The following is a 23,649-nucleotide window of genomic DNA, read 5'->3' as shown; positions in this document are numbered from 1 at the left end:
CGTTCGCGCCTCATGCGTTCGCGCCTCACGTGCTCGCGCCTCACAGGTTCGCCTCGCGGCACCTCCTCACACCCCGGCAACGATTACGGAGAGTAATCAGTTCCCAGGGTATATGACACGCTGTAGCAACTACGGACTTGAGGACCTCATGATTTCGCACGGAACCCTCGGCGTTGCGGTCATCGGCACCGGCCGGATGGGCGCCGACCACGTACGCCGGATCAACGACGTGATCAGCGGGGCCCGGGTGGCGGCGGTGGCCGACATCGACGCGGCCCGGGTCAAGCACCTCGCCGACGGCATCGAGGGGTGTAGCGCCTACACCGACCCGGCCGCCGCCATGGACGACCCCGGCGTGGACGCCGTCCTGATCGCCTCGCCCGGCCCCGCCCATGAGGCGGCCCTGCTGGAGGCGTTCGCGCGGGACCTGCCCGTGCTCTGCGAGAAGCCGCTGACCCCGGACCCCGCCTCCGCGCTGCGCGTTCTGCACGCCGAGCAGCAGTTGGGCCACCGCCGTGTGCAGGTCGGCTTCATGCGCCGCTACGACACGGACTACCTGCACCTCAAGGCTCTCCTGGCGCAGCGCGCCTACGGGCGGCCCCTGATGCTGCACAACAAGCACCGCAACGCCGACACTCCGCCCGGCTTCACCAACGCGATGATGATCCACGACTCGGTGGTGCACGAGATCGATGTGACCCGCTGGCTGCTGGAGGAGGAGATCACCGCGGTCCGTGTGCTGCGCCCGGCGCCCACCGGCAAGGCTCCCGAGGGGCTCAGCGATCCGCAGCTGATTCTCTTCGAGACCGCGGCCGGGCAGGTCGTGGACACCGAACTGTTCGTCAACTGCGGCTTCGGCTATCAGGTCAGCTGCGAGGCGGTCTGTGAGGGCGGCACCGCCCGCATCGGCGATGACCGTGGCGTGTTCGTGAACACCGCGGGCAAGTGGGGCGGGGCCATCACGCCCGGATTCGTCGAGCGATTCGAGGAGGCTTACGACCGGCAGGTGCAGCGGTGGGTGGACGCCACTCGGCGCGGCGAGGTCGAGGGCCCCAGCTGCTGGGACGGCTATGCCGCGGCCGTGGTGTGCGAGGCCGGCGTCCGCGCGCAGGCGAGTGGCGAGCGCGTGCCCGTGGAGCTGACCGAGCGGCCCGATATGTACCGCTGAGGCTGGGCGGGGCCGGTTAGTTGGTCGGTCGGTCGGCGCCCGTAGTGCTGAGGTGGGCCAGGTCGGCCGTCGGCCGTCGGGCGTCGGGCGACGGGCGACGGATCGCTATGGCCGGGCCTGGCCGGCCATGAGGCTCGCGTACCAGTGAGACGGGGTCGCGCCGGGTCGGCCGGCGCCGCATCGCTGCGGTCGGTAGGAACCCCGCCGTCACCCCGCCGCACCCAGGCCCCCGCGTCGCCGGAAGCCACCTCCCGGAGCCCCGCCGTCCCCGGAAACCACCCTCCCGGAGCCCCGCGCCCGCAAGCAGCGGCCCTCCCGGCCTCGCGCCCCCCGAAGCCCCGCGCCCTCCCCCGAAGCCCCGCCCCGACGCGGCCTCGTGCCCACCCGGAGCTCCGCCCCGCCCCCAACCCGCCCACCCCGCACCGCTCGTCACCCGCACCGCTCCTCACCCGACGCCGCCCGCCACCCGCCACCCCGCGCCGCTCGCGCCGCCAGTCTCGTGTTCCGCCCGAAAGGCCCTTCGCTCCATGTGTGTTGCCCGCGACCCCGTCATGACCCGCTCCTCCGGCCTGCGCCGCGTCGTCACCTCGCCGGGCTCGTCGGTACGCGTTCGCCGGCTCCTGGATGTCGACCGCTGTGCCAAGGCGAACGGGAGCTGACGATGGCCGCCCCGACCAGCAGGACGGCGTCCGCAGGCCCGCGCGAGAGCGCGCCTGTTCGCAACGCCAAGCGCTTCATCGTCGGCATCGCCGCCATCGCCGCGCTCGGCGGTGCCCTGTTCGGCTACGACACCGGAGTGGTCTCCGGCGCCCTGCCCTTCATGGAGGGTCACTTCGGCCTCACCTCTCTGGGCGAGGGGGTCATCACCAGCGCGTTGCTGATCGGCGCGGCGTTCGGTTCGCTGGCCGGCGGGCGGATGTCCGACGCGCTGGGCCGCCGGGCCTCCCTGCTCTGGGCCGGGGCCGTGTTCATCGGCGGCGCCGTGGCCGTGGCGGTCGCCCCGACCGTGCCGTTCATGGTGGTGGCGCGGTTCGTCCTCGGCCTCGCCGTGGGCAGCGCTTCGGTCATCACGCCGTTGTATCTGTCGGAGATCGCGCCTCCGCACGTCCGTGGGCGCCTGGTCTCCTTCAACTCTCTGATGATCGTCAGCGGTCAGCTGCTCGCCTACCTCGTCAACGCCGTCCTGGCGCACTGGGAAGCCTGGCGCTGGATGCTGGGCCTGGCAGCGCTGCCCGCCGTGGCGCTGTTCGTCGGCCTTTTCTTCCTCCCCGACACTCCTCGCTGGTACATCAGCAAGGGCCGGTCGGAGGATGCCGCCGCGGTGCTGCGCCGCACCCTGCCGGTGGAGGATGTCGCCGACGAGCTGGCCCGCATCGCGCATGCCCGCGATCTGGAGGCCGAGGCCCGTCGCGGTGCCTGGCAGGAACTGCGCACCCCGTGGGTGCGGCGGCTGCTGCTGGTGGGCATCGGTCTTGCCGTCGTCCAGCAGATCACCGGCGTCAATGCCGTCATCTACTTCGCGCCCAAGATCCTCGCCACCACGGGCCTGGGCACCAACGCCTCGATCACCGCGACCATCGCCGTCGGTGCCGTCTCGGTTCTCGCGACCGCGGTGGGGATGTCGCTGATCGACCGGGTCGGGCGGCGGCCCCTGCTGATCGGCGGGCTGGCCGGTATGGCGATCTCCCTGGCCCTGCTGGGCGCGTCGTTCCGTCTGCCGCCGTCCACCGCGGTCAGTGTTCTGGTGCTCGGTCTGATGGTGCTGTACATGGCCTTCATGCAGGCCACTCTCAACACGGGGGTCTGGTTGCTGCTTGCCGAGATGTTCCCGTTGCGGGTGCGCGGGCTGGCCATGGGGGCGGCGGTGTTCGTGATGTGGCTGGTGAACTTCGCCGTGGCGCTGGCCTTTCCGGTCCTGCTCGACGCTGTGGGGGCCGGCGTCACCTTCTGGTTGTTCGGTGTGATGTGCGTGGTGTCCTTGCTGTTCTGCAAGCGGTACGCGCCGGAGACGAAGGGCTTGGCCCTGGAGGAGCTGGAGGATGCCCTGCGCACCGCTGCCAGGGGGAATTGACGCCCCGTCATCTCTGGGTACGGCCCACGCTGCGGTCGTCCCGGGGACCGAATGCCCCGTATTGGGAACACAACGCCCCGGTCGTGGGGCCCAGCGCCTCCGCTCGGAGCCGCGTTGGTCCGGTCCCGGTGGGCAGCGGTCCGGTGGCCGTCCCGGGGTCCTGCCCGCGTCACGGCTGTCACCGTTGCACGGGTCTTTCGTCACAGCCCGTCAACAGCCCCTCCCCGCCCTCCCGGCGCTGTCGTTCACCGGACGAAGGGTGAGTGATCATCACGCCGTACGCGGTCCCCGCCGGCTCCCCCGGGCCGACCCCGCGTACGGCTCTCAGGAGGTGCGCAGAGATGACCGACCGGAGGCTCTGGTCGTACAAGGAGATCGCCGCACATATCCAGGTGCAGCCGGACACCGTGCGTTCGTACCGCAAGCACGGCCTGTTGCCGGATCCGGACCTGGTGGAGGGCGGCAAGCCGTTCTGGTTCGCCGACACCGTCAGAGCCTGGGTGGCGCGCAGGCCCGGGCATCGTGGCCGGCGGGACCGGGCCGACTGACCGGTCGCACCGCACATCGTTCCCCGGGTCCGCAGGGCTCGGTCATCGGCCCCGCGCCTGCCCGGCGTGGGGCCGACGTGCGCCGGGGCGCGGCGGGCCCGGTCCCGAACTCCGGGACGAAGAAGCACTCTTACCTCCCCCAACGCCCTTCCTCCTTCCTCCCTTTCGCCACTCCCCCGCTTCCTCCCCCTTCGAAAGGACATCGCGGCATGAAGATCGGCCTGATCGGCACCGGGCGCATCGGCGCGTTTCACGCCCGGACCCTGCGCAGCGTCCCCGGCGTCACCGACCTGCTGGTCGCGGATGCCGATACCGCCCGCGCCGCGGCGCTCGCGGAGAGCCTTGGCGTACGGGCCGCCGGGAGCATCGAGGAGATGTATGCGGACGGTCCGGACGGTGTGGTGATCACTGCGGCGACCAGTGCCCATGCACCGCTGATCCACCAGGCGCTGGATGCGGGGGTCCCGGTCTTCTGCGAGAAGCCGGTCGCCCTGGATGTGGCGGGCACCGTCGGTGTGGTGGAGCGGGCGCGGGCCGGGACGGTGCCGGTGCAGATCGGTTTCCAGCGGCGCTTCGACGCCGGCTACCGGGCCGCCCGCGAGGCGGTGCGCTCCGGCGAACTGGGCCGGCTGCACACCCTGCGGGCCTGCACCAGTGACCGGACGCCGCCGCCCGCGGAGTACATCCCCACCTCCGGCGGTCTGTTCCGTGACTGCAGCATCCACGACTTCGACATCATGCGCTGGCTGACCGGTCGCGAGGTGGTCTCGGTCTATGCCCAGGGCGCCAATGGCGGGGCGGCTTTCTTCGCCGAGGGTGGTGACGTCGACACCTGTGCGGCGCTGTTGCGCTTCGATGACGACACTTTGGCCACGGTCACCGCGACCCGGTACAACGGCGCGGGCCATGACGTCCGCCTGGAGGTCTGTGGTTCGCGGAGCGCCCGTGTCGTCGGCCTGGACGATCGGGCGCCGCTGCCGTCGGCGGAGCCTTCGCTGTCCTGGCGGCAGGCGGCGCCGTACGCCACGTTCATGGAGCGCTTCCACGCCGCGTATGTCACGGAGTTGGGCGTGTTCACCGAGGTCGCCGGGGGGCGGACGCCGAATCCTTGCCCGGCGGACGAGGCGCTGGAGGCGCTGTACGTCGCGGAGGCGTGCGAGCGCTCACGGCGGACCGGTGAACCGGTGAAGGTGGCGGATGTACGCGTCGACGCGGGCGCCGGGGGTGGCACCGCGGCAGGGGCGGCTACCGGGGCGTGACCGGCTCAGGTGGCCCGGCAGGTGCGGTGGCCGGTGCCCGCGGTTGCCCGGCCGGCGTCGGGCGGCTCAGCGGGCAGCGGGGGCGGTTGGCGTGTCGCCGGCCCCGCGGTAGTGGTCGAATTGGGTCACGCCGTTGTAGCCGTAGCTTTCGGGGTGCAGTTCGTGCAGGGCGACGCCTGACCGGGGAAGCGGGCCGAGGACGTTCGACAGCAGCTCGTCGGCGCCGGCGATGAAGGCGGCCTTCTCCTCGGCGCTGTTGGTGCCCGCGGTGATGCTCGCCTCGATGTGTGCGTCGCGGCCGTTCGTCAGGGGCTTGCCTCCGATGAAGTAGCTGTCGGCCGGGACGAGTTCGATGTGGACGATGGTTCGTGCGTCGGACTTGTGCAGGGCGGAGACCGCCAGCCGGGTCAGGTCCTCCGCGAGGGTGCGCCGGATGTCGGCCGGGAGGCCGGGGTCGGGGATGGTGACGCGGATGTGCGGCATGGCTCTCCTCGGTGGGTGTTCGGTGTGGTTGCGCCGGGTCGGCGGCACGGAGCAAGCGTCGCGGACATGGCACGATGGATCCAACGCATACATGTCATCGCTTCATGAGGCCGCCGCATGACCGTGAATCTCCCTCAGCTGAGGGCCTTTCTCGCCGTCGTCGATGCGGGTGGTTTCAGCGCGGCCGCCGCGGAGCTGGGGATGAGCCAGTCGGCGGTGTCGCATGCCGTGGCGTCGCTGGAACGCGAGCTGTCCGCCCCGCTGTTGGTGCGTGCCGCCCCGGTGCGGGCCACCGAGCTCGGTGAGCGGATCCTGCCGCACGCCCGTGTCGCGGTGTCGGCGGCCCGGTCCGTGGAGCGGGTCGCGGCCGATGCCACCGCGAAGATGTCCGGCACTGTGCTGCTGGCCGCCACACCGACGGTTTCCCAGGGCCTGGTGCCCGATCTGCTCCGGCATTGGCGCGAGGGTCTGCCGGGGGTCACGGTACGGACCTTCGAGGGGGACAGCGCCGAGGTGTCGGCCTGGCTGGAGAAGGGGACGGCCGATGCCGCGATCTTGATCGACCCGCCGTCCGGGTGCGGTGTGCCGCTCGCCGTCGATTGCTACCGGGCGCTGTTGCCACGGGATCATCCCCTGGCGGACGAGCCGTTCGTCGAACTCCGCGATCTGGAGGACGACGCGTTCCTGATTTCCCCCAACGCCTGTGAAGCGCGCATCCGTACGATCCACGACCTGGCCGGTCTGTGCTTCGACCCCGCGCATCGTGTGCGGGACCTGGCGACTTTGATCAGCATGGTGCAGGCCGGTATCGGCGTGACGATCCTGTCCGAGGTGTCCCGTTCGCTGGTTCCCGCTGACCTGGTTCTGCTGCCGCTGAGGCCGCACACTTCGTGTCGCCTCGTTCTGACCGGTCCGCACGGCCGCCCGTGGCATCCGGCGGTCCGTACCTTGGCCGAGTCCGCTGCGGGTCATCTGGCGCGCGGCGGTTCCCCGTCATTCAGCGGTTTCCCGCTCGGGTGACGGCCCTCGCCGCCCGCGGCTTTCGGGATGACCGTCAAGCGTGGTGAGCGCCTCCCTCAGTGCCGTGGTCGGCGCGGTGCAGTGCGCGGGTGGGCATTCGGTGCGGACCGCCGGGGCTCTCGATGGCGGGCTGCGACACGTCCGGGACGCGGGTGCGCTACCCGCGACGGTGGTTTCCGGTGCAAGGGGCCGGCGGCGCGGGGGTGGCGCCGGGCGGCCGGGGGTGAGTCCGCGGCGCAGTGGGGGCCGGTGGTGCGGTCCGGTGTCCTGGTTCCTCCGGGCTGTCGCCGGGCTCCTCCCCCGCTTTCTCGTCCTTGGGTGGCGGGCCGCTCGCGGTCTCCCGGGTTCCGGTGGGCGGGCGGCGCAGGGAGCGGCGGCGGGCGGTGCGTTGCACCGTCGTCGCCACCGCGGCGACGGCGAGGGAGACGCCGACTCCGATGCCCGCCGCGACGAACGGGTCGCCCGCGGCGGCGCTGCCGAGGTAGCCGAGGCCCACCGAGTACGTCGCCCAGATCGCCTCGGCGATGCCGGCGCCGAGGGCGAACCTGCGCAGCGGGTAGTGGAGGATCCCCGAGGTCAGGGCGCCGGCGATCCGTCCGCTCGGCAGGAACCGTACGCCGATCAGGAAGGGCAGTCCGTAGCGTTCGATGTGCTGCGAGGTGCGCTCCAGCAGGGCCCGGCGGTGGTCCTCGCGCCGGAGCCAGGAGCGTACGGGTCCGCCGAACCGCCGTGCGGCGAGGTACATCAGGACGTCTCCCAGCAGCGCGCTGCCCGCGACGACCAGGAGGATCAGCGGGAGGTGGGCGTCTCCCCGGGAGGCGAGTACCCCGGCGGTGACGAGCAGGGCGGAGTTGGGTACCAGCGGCGGCAGCGTGGTGAGCGCCAGCAGGCCGTAGGCGAGTACGTCCATCCGGCCGCCTCCTCGGATCTCGCCCCGAGTCCGTACCCCAAGGCTGACGCGTGGGGGGAGCTACGGCAACGCGTGCCCGGTCGGTGGTGGTGCCGTGAACTCCGCGCGGCCGGGCGCCCCCCAGAGTTGGATTGATACCCCCCAGGGGTATACAGTCGGAGTGTCGGGAGTCATCGTCCTCAGTGGTGGCCCTGCGCGACTCTTCGGCACTCAACGGAACACATCGGCACTTCGACACGATCAGGAGAACCCCCATGACCGAGAACGGCTCCTGCTGCACCCCTGAAGACTCCTCCGGCATCGACGTCCGGGCCGGCGAGGTGACCACGACCTACCGGGTCACGGGTATGACCTGCGGCCACTGCGAAGGTGCGGTGCGGTCCGAGATTTCCGAGATCGCGGGCGTCAGCTCGGTGCAGGCGGCCGCGGACACCGGGGTGGTCACCGTCACCTCCAAGGCCCCGCTCGACGACGAGGCCGTGCGCGCGGCGGTGGACGAGGCCGGCTACGAGCTCGCAGGCCGGGCCTGACCCCACTCCCCCCGACGGTCTCGCGCGGCGAGGGCAGACCTTGCCGAGCCGCGGCGAGCGTCTCGCGCGGCGGCCGCAGGGCCGGCCTCTTGCCACGACGATCGCGGTGCCGTGACGGGCGCGCGCCTTCGTGATCAATTCACCGCTCGCGACCGCGGATTTTCACATAGGCCACACAACCGACACAACACCCATACGCAAGGGCCGCGATCTTCAAATCGCGGCCCTTGACCGCATTAGGCCCGATATGGCAAGAGACCCAGATCACACTCATCCGAACGTAACCATTGAGGGGGGTCGTGAGTCTAACCGGACAGTGCAGGCACCCCGGCGGGGCTTGCACTGCAACAGCCGTGCTGGTCTTGGGGGATCGTGCCCGGCTACGCGTGGCCGGGGCGACGCGCCCGGGGAGCTTTGAGCGGCCCTCCCGAATGTGCGCGTCCCGGCAGATCGCGGTGCAACCCGAGAACGCCCGGACGGATCCCGTGGGGGGAATCCGACCCGGGACACGGGAAGCGCCCCGCACTCCGGACCCGTGGGGGGATCTGGAGGCGGGGCGCTTTTCTTCTGCCCTGTGATGACGCCCGGAACGGCTTCGGCCCCCGCCCCGGTCAGGGGGCGGGGGCCGAAGCCGTTGCCGATGGGGTGCGGCGTCCGTCGTCAGCGCTGCTCGACGGGGACGAAGTCACGCTCGACGACACCGGTGTAGATCTGGCGCGGGCGGCCGATGCGGGAGCCGGGCTCCTTGATCATCTCGTGCCACTGGGCGATCCAGCCGGGCAGCCGGCCGAGCGCGAAGAGCACGGTGAACATCTCGGTCGGGAAGCCCATGGCCCGGTAGATCAGGCCGGTGTAGAAGTCGACGTTGGGGTAGAGCTTGCGCTCGACGAAGTAGTCGTCGGAGAGCGCGTGCTCCTCCAGCTTCAGGGCGATGTCCAGCAGCTCGTCGGACTTGCCGAGCGCCGAGAGGACGTCGTGCGCCGCCGCCTTGATGATCTTCGCCCGGGGGTCGAAGTTCTTGTAGACGCGGTGCCCGAAGCCCATGAGCTTCACGCCGTCTTCCTTGTTCTTCACCTTGCGGATGAAGGTGTCGACGTCGCCGCCGTCGCGCCGGATGCCTTCCAGCATCTCCAGCACGGACTGGTTGGCACCGCCGTGCAGCGGGCCCCACAGCGCGTTGATGCCGGCCGAGATCGAGGCGAAGAGGTTCGCCTGCGAGGAGCCGACCAGGCGCACGGTGGAGGTCGAGCAGTTCTGCTCGTGGTCGGCGTGCAGGATCAGCAGCTTGTCCAGGGCGTTGACGACGACGGGGTCGAGGTCGTAGTCCGCGGCGGGCACCGAGAAGGTCATGCGCAGGAAGTTCTCGACGTACCCGAGGTCATTGCTCGGGTAGACGACCGGGTGGCCGACCGACTTCTTGTAGGCGTAGGCCGCGATCGTCGGAAGCTTGGCCAGCAGTCGGATGCTGGAGATGTAGCGCTGCTCCTCGTCGAACGGGTTGTGGCTGTCCTGGTAGAAGGTGGACAGCGCGCTGACGACCGAGGACAGCATGGCCATCGGGTGCGCGTCGCGCGGGAAGCCGTCGTAGAAGCGCTTGACGTCCTCGTGGAGCAGCGTGTGGTACGTGATGTCCTGCTTGAACGAGGACAGCTCATCGACGGTGGGCAGCTCACCGTTGATCAGCAGATACGCGGTCTCGATGAACGTGCTGCGCTCTGCGAGCTGCTCGATCGGGTAGCCGCGATAGCGGAGAATGCCCGCCTCACCATCGAGATAGGTGACGGCGGATTTATACGCGGCGGTGTTGCCGTAACCGGAATCCAGGGTCACCAGACCGGTCTGTGCGCGCAGCTTCGAGATGTCGAAGCCCTTGTCGCCGACGCTGCTGTCGACGACCGGGTAGCTGTATTCGCCGTCCCCGTAACGCAGTACTACAGAGTTGTCGCTCACGTCATCCCTCACCGACGTTGTGCCTCTACTTCGAGGTGCCCTGACTGCCTATACCTTCCCCCATTTGGACCTTGGATGTGCACTCGGGGTCGGCCATAGGGCCTCATCGCGGCACTGAGTGCCGCCTGAGTGCCCATCCTGCTCCCCTTCGCCCCGATTGGGAAAGAGGTGGCACATCACAACACTCCGCCGAGCCGGTGATCGAGCGCCGTACAGCGCCGACCGGCGGATACGGTGCGCACGGCCTGCCCCAGAGCCTTTCGGGAGCCGACGAGCACCACCAGTCTTTTTGCCCGGGTCACGGCGGTATACAGCAAATTGCGCTGCAACATCATCCAGGCACCGGTGGTGACCGGAATCACCACCGCCGGATACTCACTACCCTGCGAGCGGTGAATCGTCACGGCATAGGCGTGCGCGAGTTCATCGAGTTCGTCGAAGTCGTAGGGAACCTCTTCGTCCTCGTCGGTGAGCACGGTCAGCCGCTGCTCGTCGGCGTCCAGGGCGGTCACCACGCCGACGGTGCCGTTGAAGACGCCGTTGCGGCCCTTTTCGTAGTTGTTCCTGATCTGGGTGACCTTGTCACCCACCCGGAAGACCCGGCCACCGAAGCGCCGCTCCGGCAGATCGGGGCGGGCCGGGGTGACGGCCTGCTGAAGCAGGCCGTTCAGGGCGCCGGCTCCGGCCGGACCGCGGTGCATGGGGGCCAGGACCTGGACGTCCCGGCGCGGGTCCAGGCCGAACTTCGCCGGGATCCGGCGGGCCGCCACATCGACCGTCAGGCGTCCCGCCTCCTCGGTGTCCTCCTCGGCGAACAGGAAGAAATCGGCCAGCCCGGTCGTCAGCGGCGGCATGCCGGCATTGATGCGGTGGGCGTTGGCGACCACGCCGGACTGCTGGGCCTGCCGGAAGATGCGGGTCAGCCGGACGGCGGGCACGGCCCCGCCCGACACCCGACCACCCTCCCCATCGGACGCGCCGTGCGCGGCCCCTCCCCCGGCCAGCAGGTCGCGCAGCACCTCGCCGGCGCCGACCGAGGGCAGCTGGTCGACGTCGCCCACCAGCAGCAGATGGGCACCCGGCGGCACGGCCTTGATGAGCTTGTTGGCCAGCAGCAGATCGAGCATCGACGCCTCGTCGACCACCACCAGGTCCGCGTCCAGGGGGCGGTCGGCGTCGTACGCGGCGTCCCCGCCGGGCTTGAGCTCCAGCAGGCGGTGGACGGTGGAGGCGTCCGTCCCGGTCAGTTCGGAGAGCCGCTTGGCCGCCCTGCCGGTGGGCGCGGCGAGCACCACCTTGGCCTTCTTGGCGCGCGCCAGTTCGACCACCGAGCGGACGGTGAAGGACTTGCCGCAGCCCGGCCCGCCGGTGAGCACCGCCACCTTCTGCGTCAGCGCCAGCCGCACCGCCGCCTGCTGCTCCGGGGCCAGCTCGGCGCCGGTGCGCTGCGCGAGCCAGGCCAGCGCCCGGTCCCAGGCGACGTCCTGGAACGCGGGCATCCGGTCCTGGTCGGTGCGCAGCAGCCGCAGCAGCCGGCCGGCCAGGGAGATCTCGGCGCGGTGGAAGGGCACGAGGTAGACGGCGGTGAGCGGCGCGCCGCCCTCCCCGCCGGGCACCTGCTCGCGGACCACGCCCTCGGGGTCGGCGGCCAGTTCGCCCAGGCAGTCGATGACCAGGCCGGTGTCGACCTGGAGCAACTTCACGGTGTCGGCGATGAGTTGTTCCTCGGGGAGGAAGCAGTGCCCCTGGTCGGTCGACTGGGAGAGGGCGTACTGGAGGCCCGCCTTGACGCGGTCGGGGCTGTCGTGCGGGATGCCGACGGAGCGGGCGATGCGGTCGGCGGTCAGGAAGCCGATGCCCCAGACGTCCGAGGCCAGGCGGTAGGGCTGGTTGCGGACGACGGAGATGGCGGCGTCGCCGTACTTCTTGTAGATGCGCACGGCGAGGGAGGTCGAGACGCCGACGCCCTGGAGAAAGACCATCACCTCCTTGATGGCTTTCTGCTCCTCCCAGGCCGCGCCGATCATCTTGGTGCGCTTGGGGCCGAGACCTGGCACCTCGACCAGCCGTGCGGGCTGCTGCTCGATGACGTCGAGGGTGTCCGTGCCGAAGTGCTCCACGATGCGGTCGGCGATCCGCGGGCCGATGCCCTTGATGAGGCCGGAGCCCAGATAGCGGCGGATGCCCTGGATGGTGGCGGGCAGCACGGTGGTGTAGTTCTCGACGGTGAACTGCTTGCCGTACTGCGGGTGGGAGCCCCAGCGGCCCTCCATGCGGAGCGATTCGCCGGGCTGCGCGCCGAGCAGTGCCCCGACGACGGTGAGGAGGTCGCCGGCGCCGCGGCCGGTGTCGACCCTGGCGACGGTGTAGCCGCTCTCCTCGTTGGCGTAGGTGATCCGCTCCAGGACCCCTTCCACCACCGCTGCGTTGACCATGTCCCGACGGTACCTCCGGGGTCCGACAGTGCGTCCCGCGACCGCCGCCCGGCCTGCGTGTCCCGGCCGTCATCGAGGGGCCCGTCCGATGGCCGGGCCCCTCGATTCCCCCTCCGCGTCAGCCCCCGGATCCCCCCGGATCCCTCCCCTTCACGAGACCGACGCCAGCTATGACTTCCGTGCACCGCCAACGGTTGTGCGTATCCGGTGAGTTATTTTCCGGTCACCGCCAGGTACGGCTCGCGGGAGGGTACGGCGGCCGACGTGCGCGCATCGAAGTCGTCGTCGTCGGACGCCTCCTGCCATTGCGCCCGGCGAAGGTTCGGCCGCCGGGGTGGCGGGGTTCCGGACCGGTTCGTGGGTGCCGGCACGGTGCAGGAGGCGGCAGCCACGCAGCCCTGCGACGGCGGAGCCCTCGTCGCGGCGCACGCTCGGCGTCCGGCCTCGCCAGTTCGCCCGACCCGTCCCGGCGTCGCGGGACGTGCGCGGTGGCATGCTCCTGTACGGATGACCGGGCCGTGCAGCTCGTGCAGCTCGTGCGGGAGCTTGTCCCGGACGACTCCGTGCTTGACGCCCGTGAGCCGGCCCGGCCGGGCCAGGGCGCCGGCCAGGTCGCTCGCGGTGGGCTTCTCGACGTACAGGCGCTTGTCTGCCGCAACCGCTTTCTTGACGGCCTCCTCGCGAGCCACGGTGACCTGGCGTCGAATGAGATGTCGATGCCGTCCTCGGACAGGACGGCATCGAGGCCCGTGCTCCGGTGGTCCGGGCCGTGCCGCTCGGCGATGGCTCGCGGCCTGTGCTCCGCCCGGCCGACGAGCACCGGCTCCGGCCGGATCACCGTCCCGCCCCCTGGGTCGAGTCCGCCCGGTTCGTGCAGGGCGAGGAGGGAGCGTTCACCGGACGCGGGCGGTATCCCATGCGTCCGGTCACGCCGTTCTCGGCGATGCGTACGGTCGTGCGTGTCGCGGTCGGATCCCCCTCCCGCTGCCGGCCGTCGCCGGGTGGCCGTGCGCCGTCGGCAGTCGTCGCCGGTGTGTGAGCGGAGCGGGTCTTGAATCAGTAAGCGCTTTCTACCGCAGCAGAAGCTAGCCTGCGCTCAGGACACGGACAAGAGGTGGGACATGAAGAGCACGAGGAGCGCCGGGGCCCTGCGGAGCGCGCCGTGGGGGTGACGCTTGCGGATGTGGCGGCGCGGGCGCGGGTTTCGGCGGCGACGGTCTCCCGCGTGCTCAGCGGCAACTACCCGGTCGCCGAGAGCACCCGCAGCCGGGTGCTGCGCGCCGTCGAGGAGCTGGAGTACGTCGTCAACGGTCCGGCCAGCGCGCTCGCCGCCGCCAGTTCGGACCTGATCGGCATCCTGGTCAACGACATTGCCGACCCGTTCTTCGGAGTCATCGCCGGCGCCGTCCAGACGGAGTTGGGCGGTGCGGCCGGGCCCGGCGGCGAGAAGCTGGCCGTGGTGTGCAGCACCGGCGGCTCCCCCGAGCGGGAACTGACCTACCTCACGCTGCTCCAGCGGCAGCGGGCGGCCGCCGTCGTCCTGACCGGCAGCGCCTCGGAGGACGCCGCGCACGCGCGGGCACTGGAGGCCAAGCTGGCGCGGCTGTCCGGCGCCGGCACCCGGGTCGTGCTGTGCGGCCGGCCGGCGGCCGGCGACCCGGGCCCGGACGCCGCCGCGCCCTTCACCACGCTCGCGTTCGACAACCGGGGCGGCGCCGAGCAGCTGACCGCGTACCTCGCCGGGCTCGGGCACGTCCGTATCGGCTGCGTCGCCGGGCCGGCCGGCCGCACCACCACGGGCGAACGGCTGGCCGGCCACCGCGCCGCGCTCGCCGCGCACGGCATCGAGGACGACCCGCGGCGCACCGTGCAGGGCGCCTACGACCGCGCGTCGGGCTACGACGCGGCCGTCGAGCTGCTGCGCCGCGACGAGGCCCTGACGGCGATAGTGGCAGCCAACGACACCGCCGCCCTGGGCGTCTGCGCGGCGCTGCGGGACCGGGGGCTGCGGATCCCGCAGGACGTGTCCGTCGCCGGCTTCGACGACCTGCCGTTCAGCATGGACGCCGCGCCCGCCCTGACGACCGTCCGGCTGCCGCTCCAGGAAGCCGGGACCCGTGCCGGGCGGCTGGCGACGGGACGCGAGGAGCCGCCGCCGGGCGGACTGGCGACCCTGCGCGCGGAATTGCTGGTACGCCGGTCGACCGCGGTCCCGCACGCCTGACGACCCGGCCCGGATGGCGACAATCGGCCGCGGGACGGGGATGCGCGCGGGCTGGGCACGCCGGAGCCGCGGGACGGGACGCGCGCCGGGCCCGGCCGATGGCCCCGGCCCGGCCGATGGCTCCGGCCGGCGCATCGCGGCCCGAGAGCGTCCACCGGCGCGCCGGACCGGAGCGGTCGCCGGGGCAGCGCACCATGGACCGGCCGGGCCCGTGGACGACCCCGGCCCGTCGCGGGACGGGCATGGACGGCGGGATCGCGGGCACGAACGACGGCACGGCGAGCTACGGCACAGGAGGCGGCATGACAAGCGGCAGGGACGACACCAGGAGCGCGGTGCGGTTCGCGTTCTCGACCCTGGGGGTGCCCGGTATGCCGCTGCCGGACGTGCTGCGGCTGGCGAACGACGCCGGGTACCAGGGGGTGGAACTGCGCGCCCACCCCGAGGAGCCGGTGCACCCGCTCCTCGGGATGCGCGAGCGGGCCGCCGTGCGTGAGCAGTTCGCCGACGCGGGCGTACAGGTGCTGGCGCTCGCCGGATACGAGCAGGTCGCGGTCGCCGCCCACGGCGAGGCGGACGAGGAGAAGCTGGCGAACGAACTGACCGAACTGGTGCTGCTCGCCGCCGATCTGGGGGCGCCGTTCGTCCGGGTCTTCCCCGGTGCCGGTGACCGTCCGGCCGCCGAGGCGGAGGCCGACGCGGCGCGGCGGCTCGGTGCGGTGGCACCGCTCGCCGCCGACCGGGGCGTCCGGGTCCTGCTGGAGACCCATGACTCGCACCGCACGGGTGCGGACGCCGCGCGCATCCTGGGCCCCGTGGGCCACGGCAGTATCGGTGCCCTGTGGGATGTGCTGCACAGCTGGCTCGGCGGCGAGGACCCCGTCGACACGCACGCCGCGCTCGCCCCCCACCTGGGCTACATCCAGGTCAAGGACGTCGCGTCGGCCGAGGACACCACGCCGCTGCCGCTCGGCGCGGGCCGGCTGCCGCTGGCGTCGGTGCTGGCCACACTGGGCGAGGGCCCGGCGGGCGCGGACGGCCAGGAGACCGGCAGCTGGCTCTGCTGGGAGTACGAGAAGCGCTGGTACCCCGAGGCGCAGGACCTCGCTCCCCTGCTGGCCCCGGGGCGCGCCCACCTCCAGCGCCTGCTGGACGCGCGACCCGTCTCCTGAAGGGCACCCGCGGCAGCCCGGTTCGAGGCCCGGGAGGCGACCGACGGCCCCTCACACAGCCCTGGCCGCACCGCAATACCTGAGCGCCACCACGTCCCCAGTCATTGACCGGCAATAGTTTTCCGGCTATCCGTGTCTCCTTGGAAGTTTCCTTCATTCAGCCGAGGAAGCCCTCCGGAAGGAGCGCAGATGCACTCCAGACGTACCGTCCTGACCACCGCTGCCGCCGCTGCCGCCGCCTGCGCCGCGGGCGCCGTGCCCGCACACGCCGACGAGCCCCCTGCCGGGCGCCGGACGCCCTCCCCTCCCACCGCCGCCACCCGTACCGAGCTGCGCCGCCTCATCTCCCGTATGACGCCGGAGGAGAAGGTCGGCCAGCTCTTCGTGATGCGGGTCTTCGGGCACTCCGCCACCGACCCCGACCCCGCCGACGTCGCCTCCAACCAGAAGGAGATCGGCGTCGCCAACGCCGCCGAGCTGATCGCCAAGTACCACGTCGGCGGCATCATCTACTTCGGCTGGGCGCACAACACCCGTGATCCGCACCAGATCGCCGATCTGTCCAACGGCATCCAGAAGGCCGCCACCGCCCAGCGCGTCCCCGTCCCGCTGCTGATCTCCACGGACCAGGAACACGGCATCGTGGCCCGTATAGGAGCGCCCGCCACCCTCTTCCCGGGGGCGATGGCGCTCGGCGCGTCCGGCTCCCGGGAGGACGCCGGCAAGGCGGCCCGGATCGCCGGCGAGGAACTCTTCGCGATGGGCGTCCGGCAGGACTACGCCCCGGACGCGGACGTCAACGTCAACGCGGCGAACCCGGTCATCGGGGTGCGCTCCTTCGGCGCCGACCCGCAGGCAGTGGCCCGGATGGTCGCGGCCGAGGTGAAGGGGTATCAGGCCGGTGGCGTCGCGGCCTGCGCCAAGCACTTCCCCGGGCACGGCGACACCGACACCGACAGCCATGTCGGGCTGCCGTACATCCACCACACCGCCGAGGAATGGGAGCGGCTGGACGCGCCGCCCTTCACCGCGGCGATCGCCGCCGGCATCGATTCGATCATGACGGCGCACATCGTCGTGCCCGCCTTCGACCCGAGCGAGGACCCCGCCACCCTCTCCCGGCCGATCCTCACCGGCATCCTGCGCGAACGCCTGGGCTACGACGGTGTGGTGGTGACGGATTCACTGGGCATGGAAGGCGTACGGGTGAAATACGGCGACGCCCGGGTGCCGGTCCTCGCCCTCAAGGCGGGCGTCGACCAGCTGCTCAACCCCCCGGATCTGGCCGTCGCGCACGGCGCGGTCCTCAAGGCCCTGCAGGACGGCGAGCTGACCGAGCGTGAGCTCGACACCAAGCTGCTGCGTATCCTGCTGCTCAAGGAGAAGCGCGGGCTGTTCGCCGACCCGTACACCACCCACGCGGCGGTGGACCGGGTGGTCGGCACCCGTAGCCATCTCACCACCGCGGACCGGATCGCGGACCGCACCACCACCCTGCTGCGCAACGAGGGCGGGGTGCTGCCGCTGTCCCGTCGGCGGGAGCGCACGGTGCTGGTGGTGGGGGCCGACGCCGCCGCGCCGTCCGGCACCGGCGGCCCGCCCACGAAGGTCCTGGCGGCGGCTCTGACCGAGCTGGGCTTCACGGCCACCGCCCTGCCCACCGGCATGACGCCCACGCAGGCGCAGATCGACGAGGCGGTGGCGGCGCTGGGCGAGCGGGACGCGGTGGTGGTGGCCACCTACAACGTCACCGCCGCGTCGTCCCAACGGCAGCTGGTGTCCGCGCTGTTGGACACCGGGAAGCCGGTGGTCCAGCTGGCCGTCCGCAATCCGTACGACATCGCCCAGCTCGCCGGCGTCAAGGCGGGGCTGGCGAGCTACTCCTGGACGGATGTGGAGCTGCGGGCCGCGGCCCGGGTGATCGCCGGGCGGACGAAACCGGGTGGGAAGCTGCCCGTGCCGGTGATGCGCGCCGACGCCCCGTCCACCGCCCTCTACCCGATCGGGCACGGGCTGACGTACTGACGTGCCGGACGCGGGGGGCGCCCCCCCCCCGGGGGGGGGGGGGGGGGGCCGCCGGGGGGGGGGGGGGGGGGGGCCCGGGGGGGGGGGGGGGCCCCGGCCGGGGGGGGGGGGGGGGGCCCCCCGCGTCGACGTGCGGCCTACGGCCGCAGCAGCGGCATCCGCCGGATCTCCTGCTTGTCCAGCTTCTTGTCGTACGGGGCCTGCGGAGTGGCCTTGCCGTTCGCGGGGGCCGGGAGACCGGCCCATTCCAGGAGTTCGGCGGTGGCCTTGGTGCGGTCGGCTTCCTTCAGCTTCGCGATGTTCGAGCCGTGGTTGCCGCCGGGCACCGTGAAGAGGTAGGAGTCCCGGGCTCCCCTGCCGAGCTCGAAGTGCTCCGAACTCCAGGGGTCGTACTGGCCGTTGACGAACATCATCTTGTTCGCGTGGTGGCGCACCCAGCGGTCGATGTCCGGCATGGCGCGCGCGTCGAAGCGCATCGGGATGTCCTTGGGCACGAAGGTCCGGGAGTTGTTGATGCCCGGGTACTTCAGGAGGTCCGAGAGCTGGGGGTAGCCGTAGCCGGGTTCACCGAGCTGGGTGCCGGCCTGGTAGTAGTACGGCGTGTACGGGGCCATCCCCTGGTCGGTGTAGCTGGCGAAGCCGCCGACCTCGTCCATCCAGGCCCACAGCGCGTCCGTGGAGACGGTCGGCGCGGGCACCTGGGGGCAGGCGGTCTCGGCCGGCTGGTACTGCCAGAACCCGAACACCAGGTCGGTGACCATGACTTCGTAGGCCCGGTCGGCGCTGCCGACGGTCGTGAAGGTCTTGCCTTCCTTCTCCGCCCACTTCCGGAAGCGGTCGACCATCTCCTCGCGGCGCACCAGCGCCTCGCGCTCGATGGCTGCGAGGTCGGCGCGGCACTGCGCGGTGCCGACGGTCGCGAAGAACTTGTCGTAGGCGGAGTCCTCGTCGTTGCGCACGTCGTTGGGCGCGACATAGGCGACGGTGCCGTCCATGTCGTGCGGGAAGAAGCGGCGGTAGTACGTCGCCGTCATGCCGCCCTTGCTGCCTCCGGTGGCGATCCAGTTCCGGTCGTAGATCCGGTGCAGCGCCTTGAAGAGGCGGTGCTGGTCGGACGCCGCCTGCTGGATGTCCAGCTTCTTCCAGTCGGTCGGCGTGGGGCGGGACGGGGTGAAGTAGCGGTATTCCAGGGAGACCTGGTTACCGTCGATGATCTTGGTGGGTTCGCTGCGGGACGCCGTGGTGCTGACGTTGTAGCCCGAGGTGAAGAACACCGTCGGGCGGTCCACCGACTTGTGCAGCAGGGTCAGCCGCTGCTGGAAGGTCCCCTTCGCGGGGTGGCGGTGGTCGATGGGCTGGGTGTAGTTCAGGACGAAGTAGCGGTAGCCGTCGACCGGCTTCTCTTCGATGAGACTCATCCCCGGTATTGCGAGGATCCGGTCCTTGATGTCCTTGCTCTTCGGCTCGGCGGCGGTGGCCGCCCCTGCCGACGCGCCGCCGACTCCTACCGTGCCTATGAGCACGACGAGCGACAGCAGCCATCTGATGGCCTTGCGCATGCACCCTCCCCTTGGGATGACAAAGGTCGGGCTGAACCTATCCGCGCAACGAGACCGCCACCAGCCCTTGTCGCGGGGCGGGTGGCGGCGTGGGGCGAACGGGTGACATCGAGGCGCGGGCGGACGGTGCGCAGGGGCGGCCGCGGGGCGGGCGGCGGTGTGGCGTTCGTCAGGCCGCCACGGGTTCCTCCTCACCGGTGAAGGAGCGCCACAGTTCGGCGTACCGTCCGCCGCGGGCGAGGAGCTCGGCGTGGGTGCCGTCCTCGGCGACCCGGCCGTGGTCCATCAGCACGACGCGGTCGGCGCGGGCCGCGGTCGTCAGCCGGTGGGCCACGACCAGGGTCGTACGACGGCCGACGAGGCGGTCGGTGGCCTGGTTGACGACGGCCTCGCTCGCGAGGTCCAGGGCGGCGGTGGCCTCGTCGAGCAACAGCACGTCGGGGGCGACCAGTTCGGCGCGCGCGAGGGCGAGCAGCTGACGCTGGCCCGCCGAGAGGTTGCGGCCGCGTTCGGCGATCTCGTGGAGATAGCCGCCCTCCAGGGTGGCGATCATGGCGTGCGCGCCGACGGCCCGGGCTGCGGCCTCCACCTCGGCGTCGGTGGCGTCCGGTTTGCCGTAGGCGATGGTGTCGCGGACCGTGCCGGCGAAGAGGAACGACTCCTGGGGGACCACGCCGAGGCGGTGGCGGTAGCCGGTGAGGTCCAGTTCGCGCAGGTCGGTGCCGTCGACGCGGACGGCCCCGGAGGAGGGGTCGTAGAACCGCGCGACCAGCTTGACGAGGGTGGACTTGCCGGCGCCGGTCTCGCCGACGAAGGCCACGGTCTGGCCCGCCGGGATGGTCAGGTCGACGCCCGCCAGGGCCTGTTCGTCGTTCTCGCCGTAGTGGAAGTGCACCTTGTCGAAGGTGATCTCGCCACGCAGCGCCGGCACCTTGCGCGGCGCCGCAGCGGCCGGTGTGGTGGTCGGCTCGCGCAGCAGCTCCTGGATGCGGCCCAGCGAGACCGACGCCTGCTGGTAGCCGTCGAAGACCTGGGAGAGCTGCTGGACGGGGGCGAAGAACAGGTCGATGTAGAGCAGGTAGGCGACCAGCGCACCGGCGGTGAGGGTGCCGGAGCCGACCCGGCCCGCGCCGACGATGAGAACCAGCGCCGCCGCGACGGAGGAGAGCAGCTGGACGAAGGGGAAGTAGATCGATATCAGGAACTGGCCGCGGACCCGCGCCCGGCGGTAGGCGTCGCTGCGGGCCGCGAACCGCTGCGCGCCGAGGCCCTCGCGCCGGAACGCCTGGACGATCCGCAGCCCCGCCACGCTCTCCTGGAGGTCGCCGTTGACGACGCTGATCCGTTCGCGGGCGAGTTCGTAGGCCTTCACGCTCTGCTTGCGGAAGAAGTACGTGCCGATGATCAGCGGTGGGAGGGTCGCGAAGACGACCAGCGCCAGCTGGACGTCGAGGGCGAGGAGGGCGACGAGTATGCCGAAGAAGGTGAGCGCGGAGACGACGGCGGTGACCAGGCCGGTCTGCAGGAAGGTGGACAGCGCGTCCACGTCCGTGGTCATCCGGGTCATGATCTTGCCGGTCAGCTCGCGCTCGTAGTAGTCGAGGCCGAGGCGCTGCAGCTGCGCGAAGATCTTGACGCGCAGGGAGTAGAGAACCCGCTCGCCGGTGCGCCCGGTCATGCGGTTGGCGCCGATCTGTGCGGCCCACTGGGCGAGGACGACGCCGAGGGCCAGCGCGGCGGCCGTCCAGACGCCGATCAGGGCGCCGCGGCGGACGCCGTCGTCGATGCCCTGCCGGATCAGGATGGGCAGGAGCAGTCCGGCCAGTGCGTCCACCGCGACCAGGGCGAGGGCCACGGCGAGCGGTGCGCCGAAACCGTGCAGCAGCCGGCGCAGGCCGTAGGAATCCTCGGCGCGCGCCGCGCGGTCCTCGTCGACGTCCGGGGCGTCGGTGGCCGGCGGCAGTGCGGCGACCTGCTCCAGCAGCTCCGGTGTCGCGGGCAGCCCGGCCATGGCGGCGCCGATCCCTGGGCCGGCCGCGGCGGCCGCCCCGGGCATCGCCCCGGCCGCGTCCTCCTCGGTCTCCTGTTCGCGGCGCACCCACAGCTCGGGCGTGATGGTGCCGGGCACCTCGCTGCCCGCCCTTCGGCGGTCCGGCTCGGCGGTCTCGGCGTCGCCGTCCAGCAGTCCGGTGGTGGCGTGGTCGCCGGTGAAGGCGCCGGCCAGTTCGCCCGCCGGGTCGTGTTCGACGCCGCCGAGCTCCTCCGGGTCGGTCAGCAGCCTGCGGTACAGCGCGCAGCGGCCTTCCAGCTCTTCCTGGGTGCCGATGTCGACCAGCCGGCCGCCGTCGAGGACGGCGACCCGGTCGGCGAGCGCCAGGGTGGAGGCGCGGTGGGCGATGAGCAGGGTCGTGCGGCCCGCCATGACCCCGCGCAGCGCCTCGTGGATCTCGTGCTCGACGCGGGCGTCGACCGCGGAGGTGGCGTCGTCGAGGACCAGCAGCCGGGGGTCGGTGAGGATGGCGCGGGCCAGGGCCACCCGCTGCCGCTGACCGCCGGACAGGCTCAGGCCCTGTTCGCCGACCGCGGTGTCGTAGCCGTCGGGCAGCTGGGATATGAAGCCGTCGGCCTGCGCCGCGCGGGCCGCGGCGCGCACCTGCTCGTCGGTGGCGTCCGGGTGGCCGTAGGCGATGTTGTCGCGCACGGAGTCGGAGAACAGGAAGCTGCTCTCGGGGACCAGGCCGATGGCGGCCCGCAGGGAGTCCAGGGTCAGGTCGCGTACGTCGTGGCCGCCGACGAGGACGCGGCCCGCGGAGACGTCGTAGAAGCGTGGCAGCAGCAACGACACGGTGGACTTGCCGCTGCCGGAGGTGCCGACGACGGCGACGGTCTCGCCCGCTTCCATGCGCAGGGAGAAGTCCTCCAGGACCGGGCGGACGACGGGCGCCTCGTCAAAGGAGGCGTCCTTGGAGAACCGGTCGGCGGTGCTGTGCTCCGACGGGGGCAGCGGGGCGTAGCCGAAGGTCACGGCGTCGAAGGTGACGGTGGCGGGGGCGTCGGCGGGCAGCTCGTGCGCGTCGGGGCGCTGGTGGATCGACGGCTCGGTGTCGATCAGCTCGTAGACCCGCTCCACACCGGCCCGGGCCTGCTGGCCGACGGTCAGCATCACCGCCAGCATCCGGACCGGGCCGACCAGCTGGGCGAGGTAGGTGGAGAAGGCGACGAAGGTTCCGAGGGTCACCTGGCCCTGGGTGGCCATCCAACCGCCGAGGGCCAGCATCGCGACCTGGCCCAGTGCCGGTACGGCCTGCAGCGCCGGGGTGTAGCGGGCATTGAGGCGGACCGTGCGCAGGCGTCCCGCGAAGAGCCGGCGGCTGACCTCGCGCAGCTTGCCGGTCTCCTGCTCCTCCTGCCCGAAGCCCTTGACCACGCGGACGCCGGAGACCGCGCCGTCGACGACACCGGCCACCGCGGCGGCCTGGCCCTGGGCGTACCAGGTGGCCGGGAACAGCCGGGTGCGGCTGCGTTTGGCGATGAACCACAGGGCGGGGGCGACGGCCAGCGCGACGACGGTGAGCAGCGGCGACAGGATCGCCATCACGACGAGGGAGATCACGAAGAGCAGGACGTTCCCGATCATCATCGGGAGCATGAACAGCAGGCCCTGGATCAGCTGCAGGTCGCTGGTGGCGCGGCCGACGACCTGGCCGGTGCTCAGCTCGTCCTGCCGCCGGCCGTCGAGCCGGGCGATGGCGCCGAACATGCGGGTGCGCAGATCGTGCTGGGCGTCCAGGGCGAGGCGCCCGCCGTAGAAGCGGCGGATGTAGGTGAGGACGTAGACGGCGATCGCGGCGACGACGAGGACGCCTGCCCAGGGCGCGAGGGAGCGCTCGTGCTGGATGATGACGTCGTCGATGATCAGCCTCGGGACGAGCGGGACCAGGGCCATCACGGCCATGCCGGCGAGGGAGGCGCCGAGCGCGAGCAGCACGTCCTTCTTGTACTGCCAGCAGTCGCGCGACAGCCGCCGCGCCCAGCCCTGTCGTGCCGTATCCGTCCCCGCCACCCGATGCCTCCCGCATCTCGACCGTTGCCGCTGTCACCAACGCCGAGCCGGGCGGATTTCATCCCGCTGCAACAATTCACCGCACGGTTCCGGCCACACCCCGCCTCCCGGGGCGGGCATGCACGGGCGGTGGGTACGGGCGCGGGCCGGGCCCGAGATCCGGGACCGGGTCCGCTGCGGGGCGCCTCGCGGGGTGAGCGCCCGGCCTTGCCGCGCCCGGCCGTCGGCGTAG

15 protein-coding genes and 1 pseudogene are annotated in these 23,649 nt (G+C 71.8%); 9 read left to right on the top strand and 7 right to left on the bottom strand.

Annotated features, from left to right (window positions below; genetic code table 11):
• Nucleotides 1–148: 148 nt before the first annotated feature.
• The 4 genes from ACGFZW_RS25145 to ACGFZW_RS25130 all read left to right on the top strand — a co-directional run bounded on the left by ACGFZW_RS25145 (nucleotide 149) and on the right by ACGFZW_RS25130 (nucleotide 5,046).
• Nucleotides 149–1,168: a Gfo/Idh/MocA family protein gene (locus tag ACGFZW_RS25145; protein ID WP_393895469.1), complete on the top strand. Its 1,020-nt coding sequence runs from the start codon at nucleotides 149–151 to the stop codon at nucleotides 1,166–1,168.
• A 661-nt stretch (nucleotides 1,169–1,829) separates the two neighbouring features.
• Nucleotides 1,830–3,239, top strand: coding sequence for a sugar porter family MFS transporter (locus tag ACGFZW_RS25140; RefSeq protein ID WP_393895468.1), 1,410 nt, complete (start codon nucleotides 1,830–1,832; stop codon nucleotides 3,237–3,239).
• Between the two features lie 341 nt (nucleotides 3,240–3,580).
• Complete coding sequence (locus tag ACGFZW_RS25135; protein ID WP_393895467.1) at nucleotides 3,581–3,787, top strand: MarR family transcriptional regulator; 207 nt, start codon at nucleotides 3,581–3,583, stop codon at nucleotides 3,785–3,787.
• Nucleotides 3,788–3,996: 209 nt separating this feature from the next.
• A complete protein-coding gene (locus ACGFZW_RS25130; protein WP_393895466.1) occupies nucleotides 3,997–5,046 on the top strand; it encodes a Gfo/Idh/MocA family oxidoreductase in 1,050 nt (349 codons plus the stop codon).
• 66 nt (nucleotides 5,047–5,112) lie between these two features.
• On the opposite strand, the gene ACGFZW_RS25125 is transcribed toward ACGFZW_RS25130, so the two are convergent.
• Nucleotides 5,113–5,529, bottom strand: a complete 417-nt coding sequence (locus ACGFZW_RS25125; RefSeq protein ID WP_393895465.1) for a 4-oxalocrotonate tautomerase family protein — start codon at nucleotides 5,527–5,529, stop codon at nucleotides 5,113–5,115.
• A 117-nt stretch (nucleotides 5,530–5,646) separates the two neighbouring features.
• On the opposite strand from ACGFZW_RS25125, the gene ACGFZW_RS25120 reads away from it, so the two are divergent.
• The gene (locus ACGFZW_RS25120; protein WP_393895464.1) at nucleotides 5,647–6,549 is read left to right on the top strand and encodes a LysR family transcriptional regulator; all 903 of its coding nucleotides are present in this window, start codon (nucleotides 5,647–5,649) and stop codon (nucleotides 6,547–6,549) included.
• 157 nt (nucleotides 6,550–6,706) lie between these two features.
• On the opposite strand, the gene ACGFZW_RS25115 is transcribed toward ACGFZW_RS25120, so the two are convergent.
• The gene (locus ACGFZW_RS25115; protein WP_393895463.1) at nucleotides 6,707–7,459 is read right to left on the bottom strand and encodes a DedA family protein; all 753 of its coding nucleotides are present in this window, start codon (nucleotides 7,457–7,459) and stop codon (nucleotides 6,707–6,709) included.
• Between the two features lie 254 nt (nucleotides 7,460–7,713).
• On the opposite strand from ACGFZW_RS25115, the gene ACGFZW_RS25110 reads away from it, so the two are divergent.
• Nucleotides 7,714–7,989: a heavy-metal-associated domain-containing protein gene (locus ACGFZW_RS25110; protein WP_393895462.1), complete on the top strand. Its 276-nt coding sequence runs from the start codon at nucleotides 7,714–7,716 to the stop codon at nucleotides 7,987–7,989.
• Nucleotides 7,990–8,649: 660 nt separating this feature from the next.
• Here the strand turns inward: ACGFZW_RS25110 and ACGFZW_RS25105 are convergent.
• From ACGFZW_RS25105 to ACGFZW_RS25095, 3 genes and pseudogenes are all read right to left on the bottom strand, one after another.
• Entirely contained in the window at nucleotides 8,650–9,939 is a 1,290-nt protein-coding gene (locus ACGFZW_RS25105; RefSeq protein ID WP_393895461.1) for a citrate synthase, read from the bottom strand.
• A gap of 176 nt (nucleotides 9,940–10,115) precedes the next feature.
• On the bottom strand, nucleotides 10,116–12,374 hold the full coding sequence (locus ACGFZW_RS25100) for an ATP-dependent RecD-like DNA helicase (RefSeq protein ID WP_393895460.1): 2,259 nt from the start codon (nucleotides 12,372–12,374) through the stop codon (nucleotides 10,116–10,118).
• 272 nt (nucleotides 12,375–12,646) lie between these two features.
• Nucleotides 12,647–13,292 (bottom strand): annotated as a pseudogene (locus ACGFZW_RS25095) (gfo/Idh/MocA family oxidoreductase); the annotation flags it as partial.
• Between the two features lie 244 nt (nucleotides 13,293–13,536).
• Here ACGFZW_RS25095 and ACGFZW_RS25090 point away from each other — a divergent pair.
• The 3 genes from ACGFZW_RS25090 to ACGFZW_RS25080 all read left to right on the top strand — a co-directional run bounded on the left by ACGFZW_RS25090 (nucleotide 13,537) and on the right by ACGFZW_RS25080 (nucleotide 17,795).
• A complete protein-coding gene (locus ACGFZW_RS25090) occupies nucleotides 13,537–14,598 on the top strand; it encodes a LacI family DNA-binding transcriptional regulator (protein ID WP_393895565.1) in 1,062 nt (353 codons plus the stop codon).
• Between the two features lie 335 nt (nucleotides 14,599–14,933).
• Nucleotides 14,934–15,770: a sugar phosphate isomerase/epimerase family protein gene (locus ACGFZW_RS25085; RefSeq protein ID WP_393895564.1), complete on the top strand. Its 837-nt coding sequence runs from the start codon at nucleotides 14,934–14,936 to the stop codon at nucleotides 15,768–15,770.
• Nucleotides 15,771–15,959: 189 nt separating this feature from the next.
• Nucleotides 15,960–17,795, top strand: a complete 1,836-nt coding sequence (locus tag ACGFZW_RS25080; protein ID WP_393895459.1) for a glycoside hydrolase family 3 protein — start codon at nucleotides 15,960–15,962, stop codon at nucleotides 17,793–17,795.
• Nucleotides 17,796–17,932: 137 nt separating this feature from the next.
• Here ACGFZW_RS25080 and ACGFZW_RS25075 read toward each other — a convergent pair whose 3' ends face one another.
• A complete protein-coding gene (locus ACGFZW_RS25075; protein WP_393895458.1) occupies nucleotides 17,933–19,354 on the bottom strand; it encodes a S28 family serine protease in 1,422 nt (473 codons plus the stop codon).
• Between the two features lie 169 nt (nucleotides 19,355–19,523).
• A complete protein-coding gene (locus ACGFZW_RS25070; RefSeq protein ID WP_393895457.1) occupies nucleotides 19,524–23,417 on the bottom strand; it encodes an ABC transporter ATP-binding protein in 3,894 nt (1,297 codons plus the stop codon).
• Nucleotides 23,418–23,649: the final 232 nt, after the last annotated feature.

It is taken from the genome of Streptomyces sp. NPDC048248, assembly GCF_043201875.1.
Taxonomy (GTDB): Bacteria; Actinomycetota; Actinomycetes; order Streptomycetales; family Streptomycetaceae; genus Streptomyces.
This window is presented reverse-complemented; position numbering and strand designations above follow the sequence as displayed.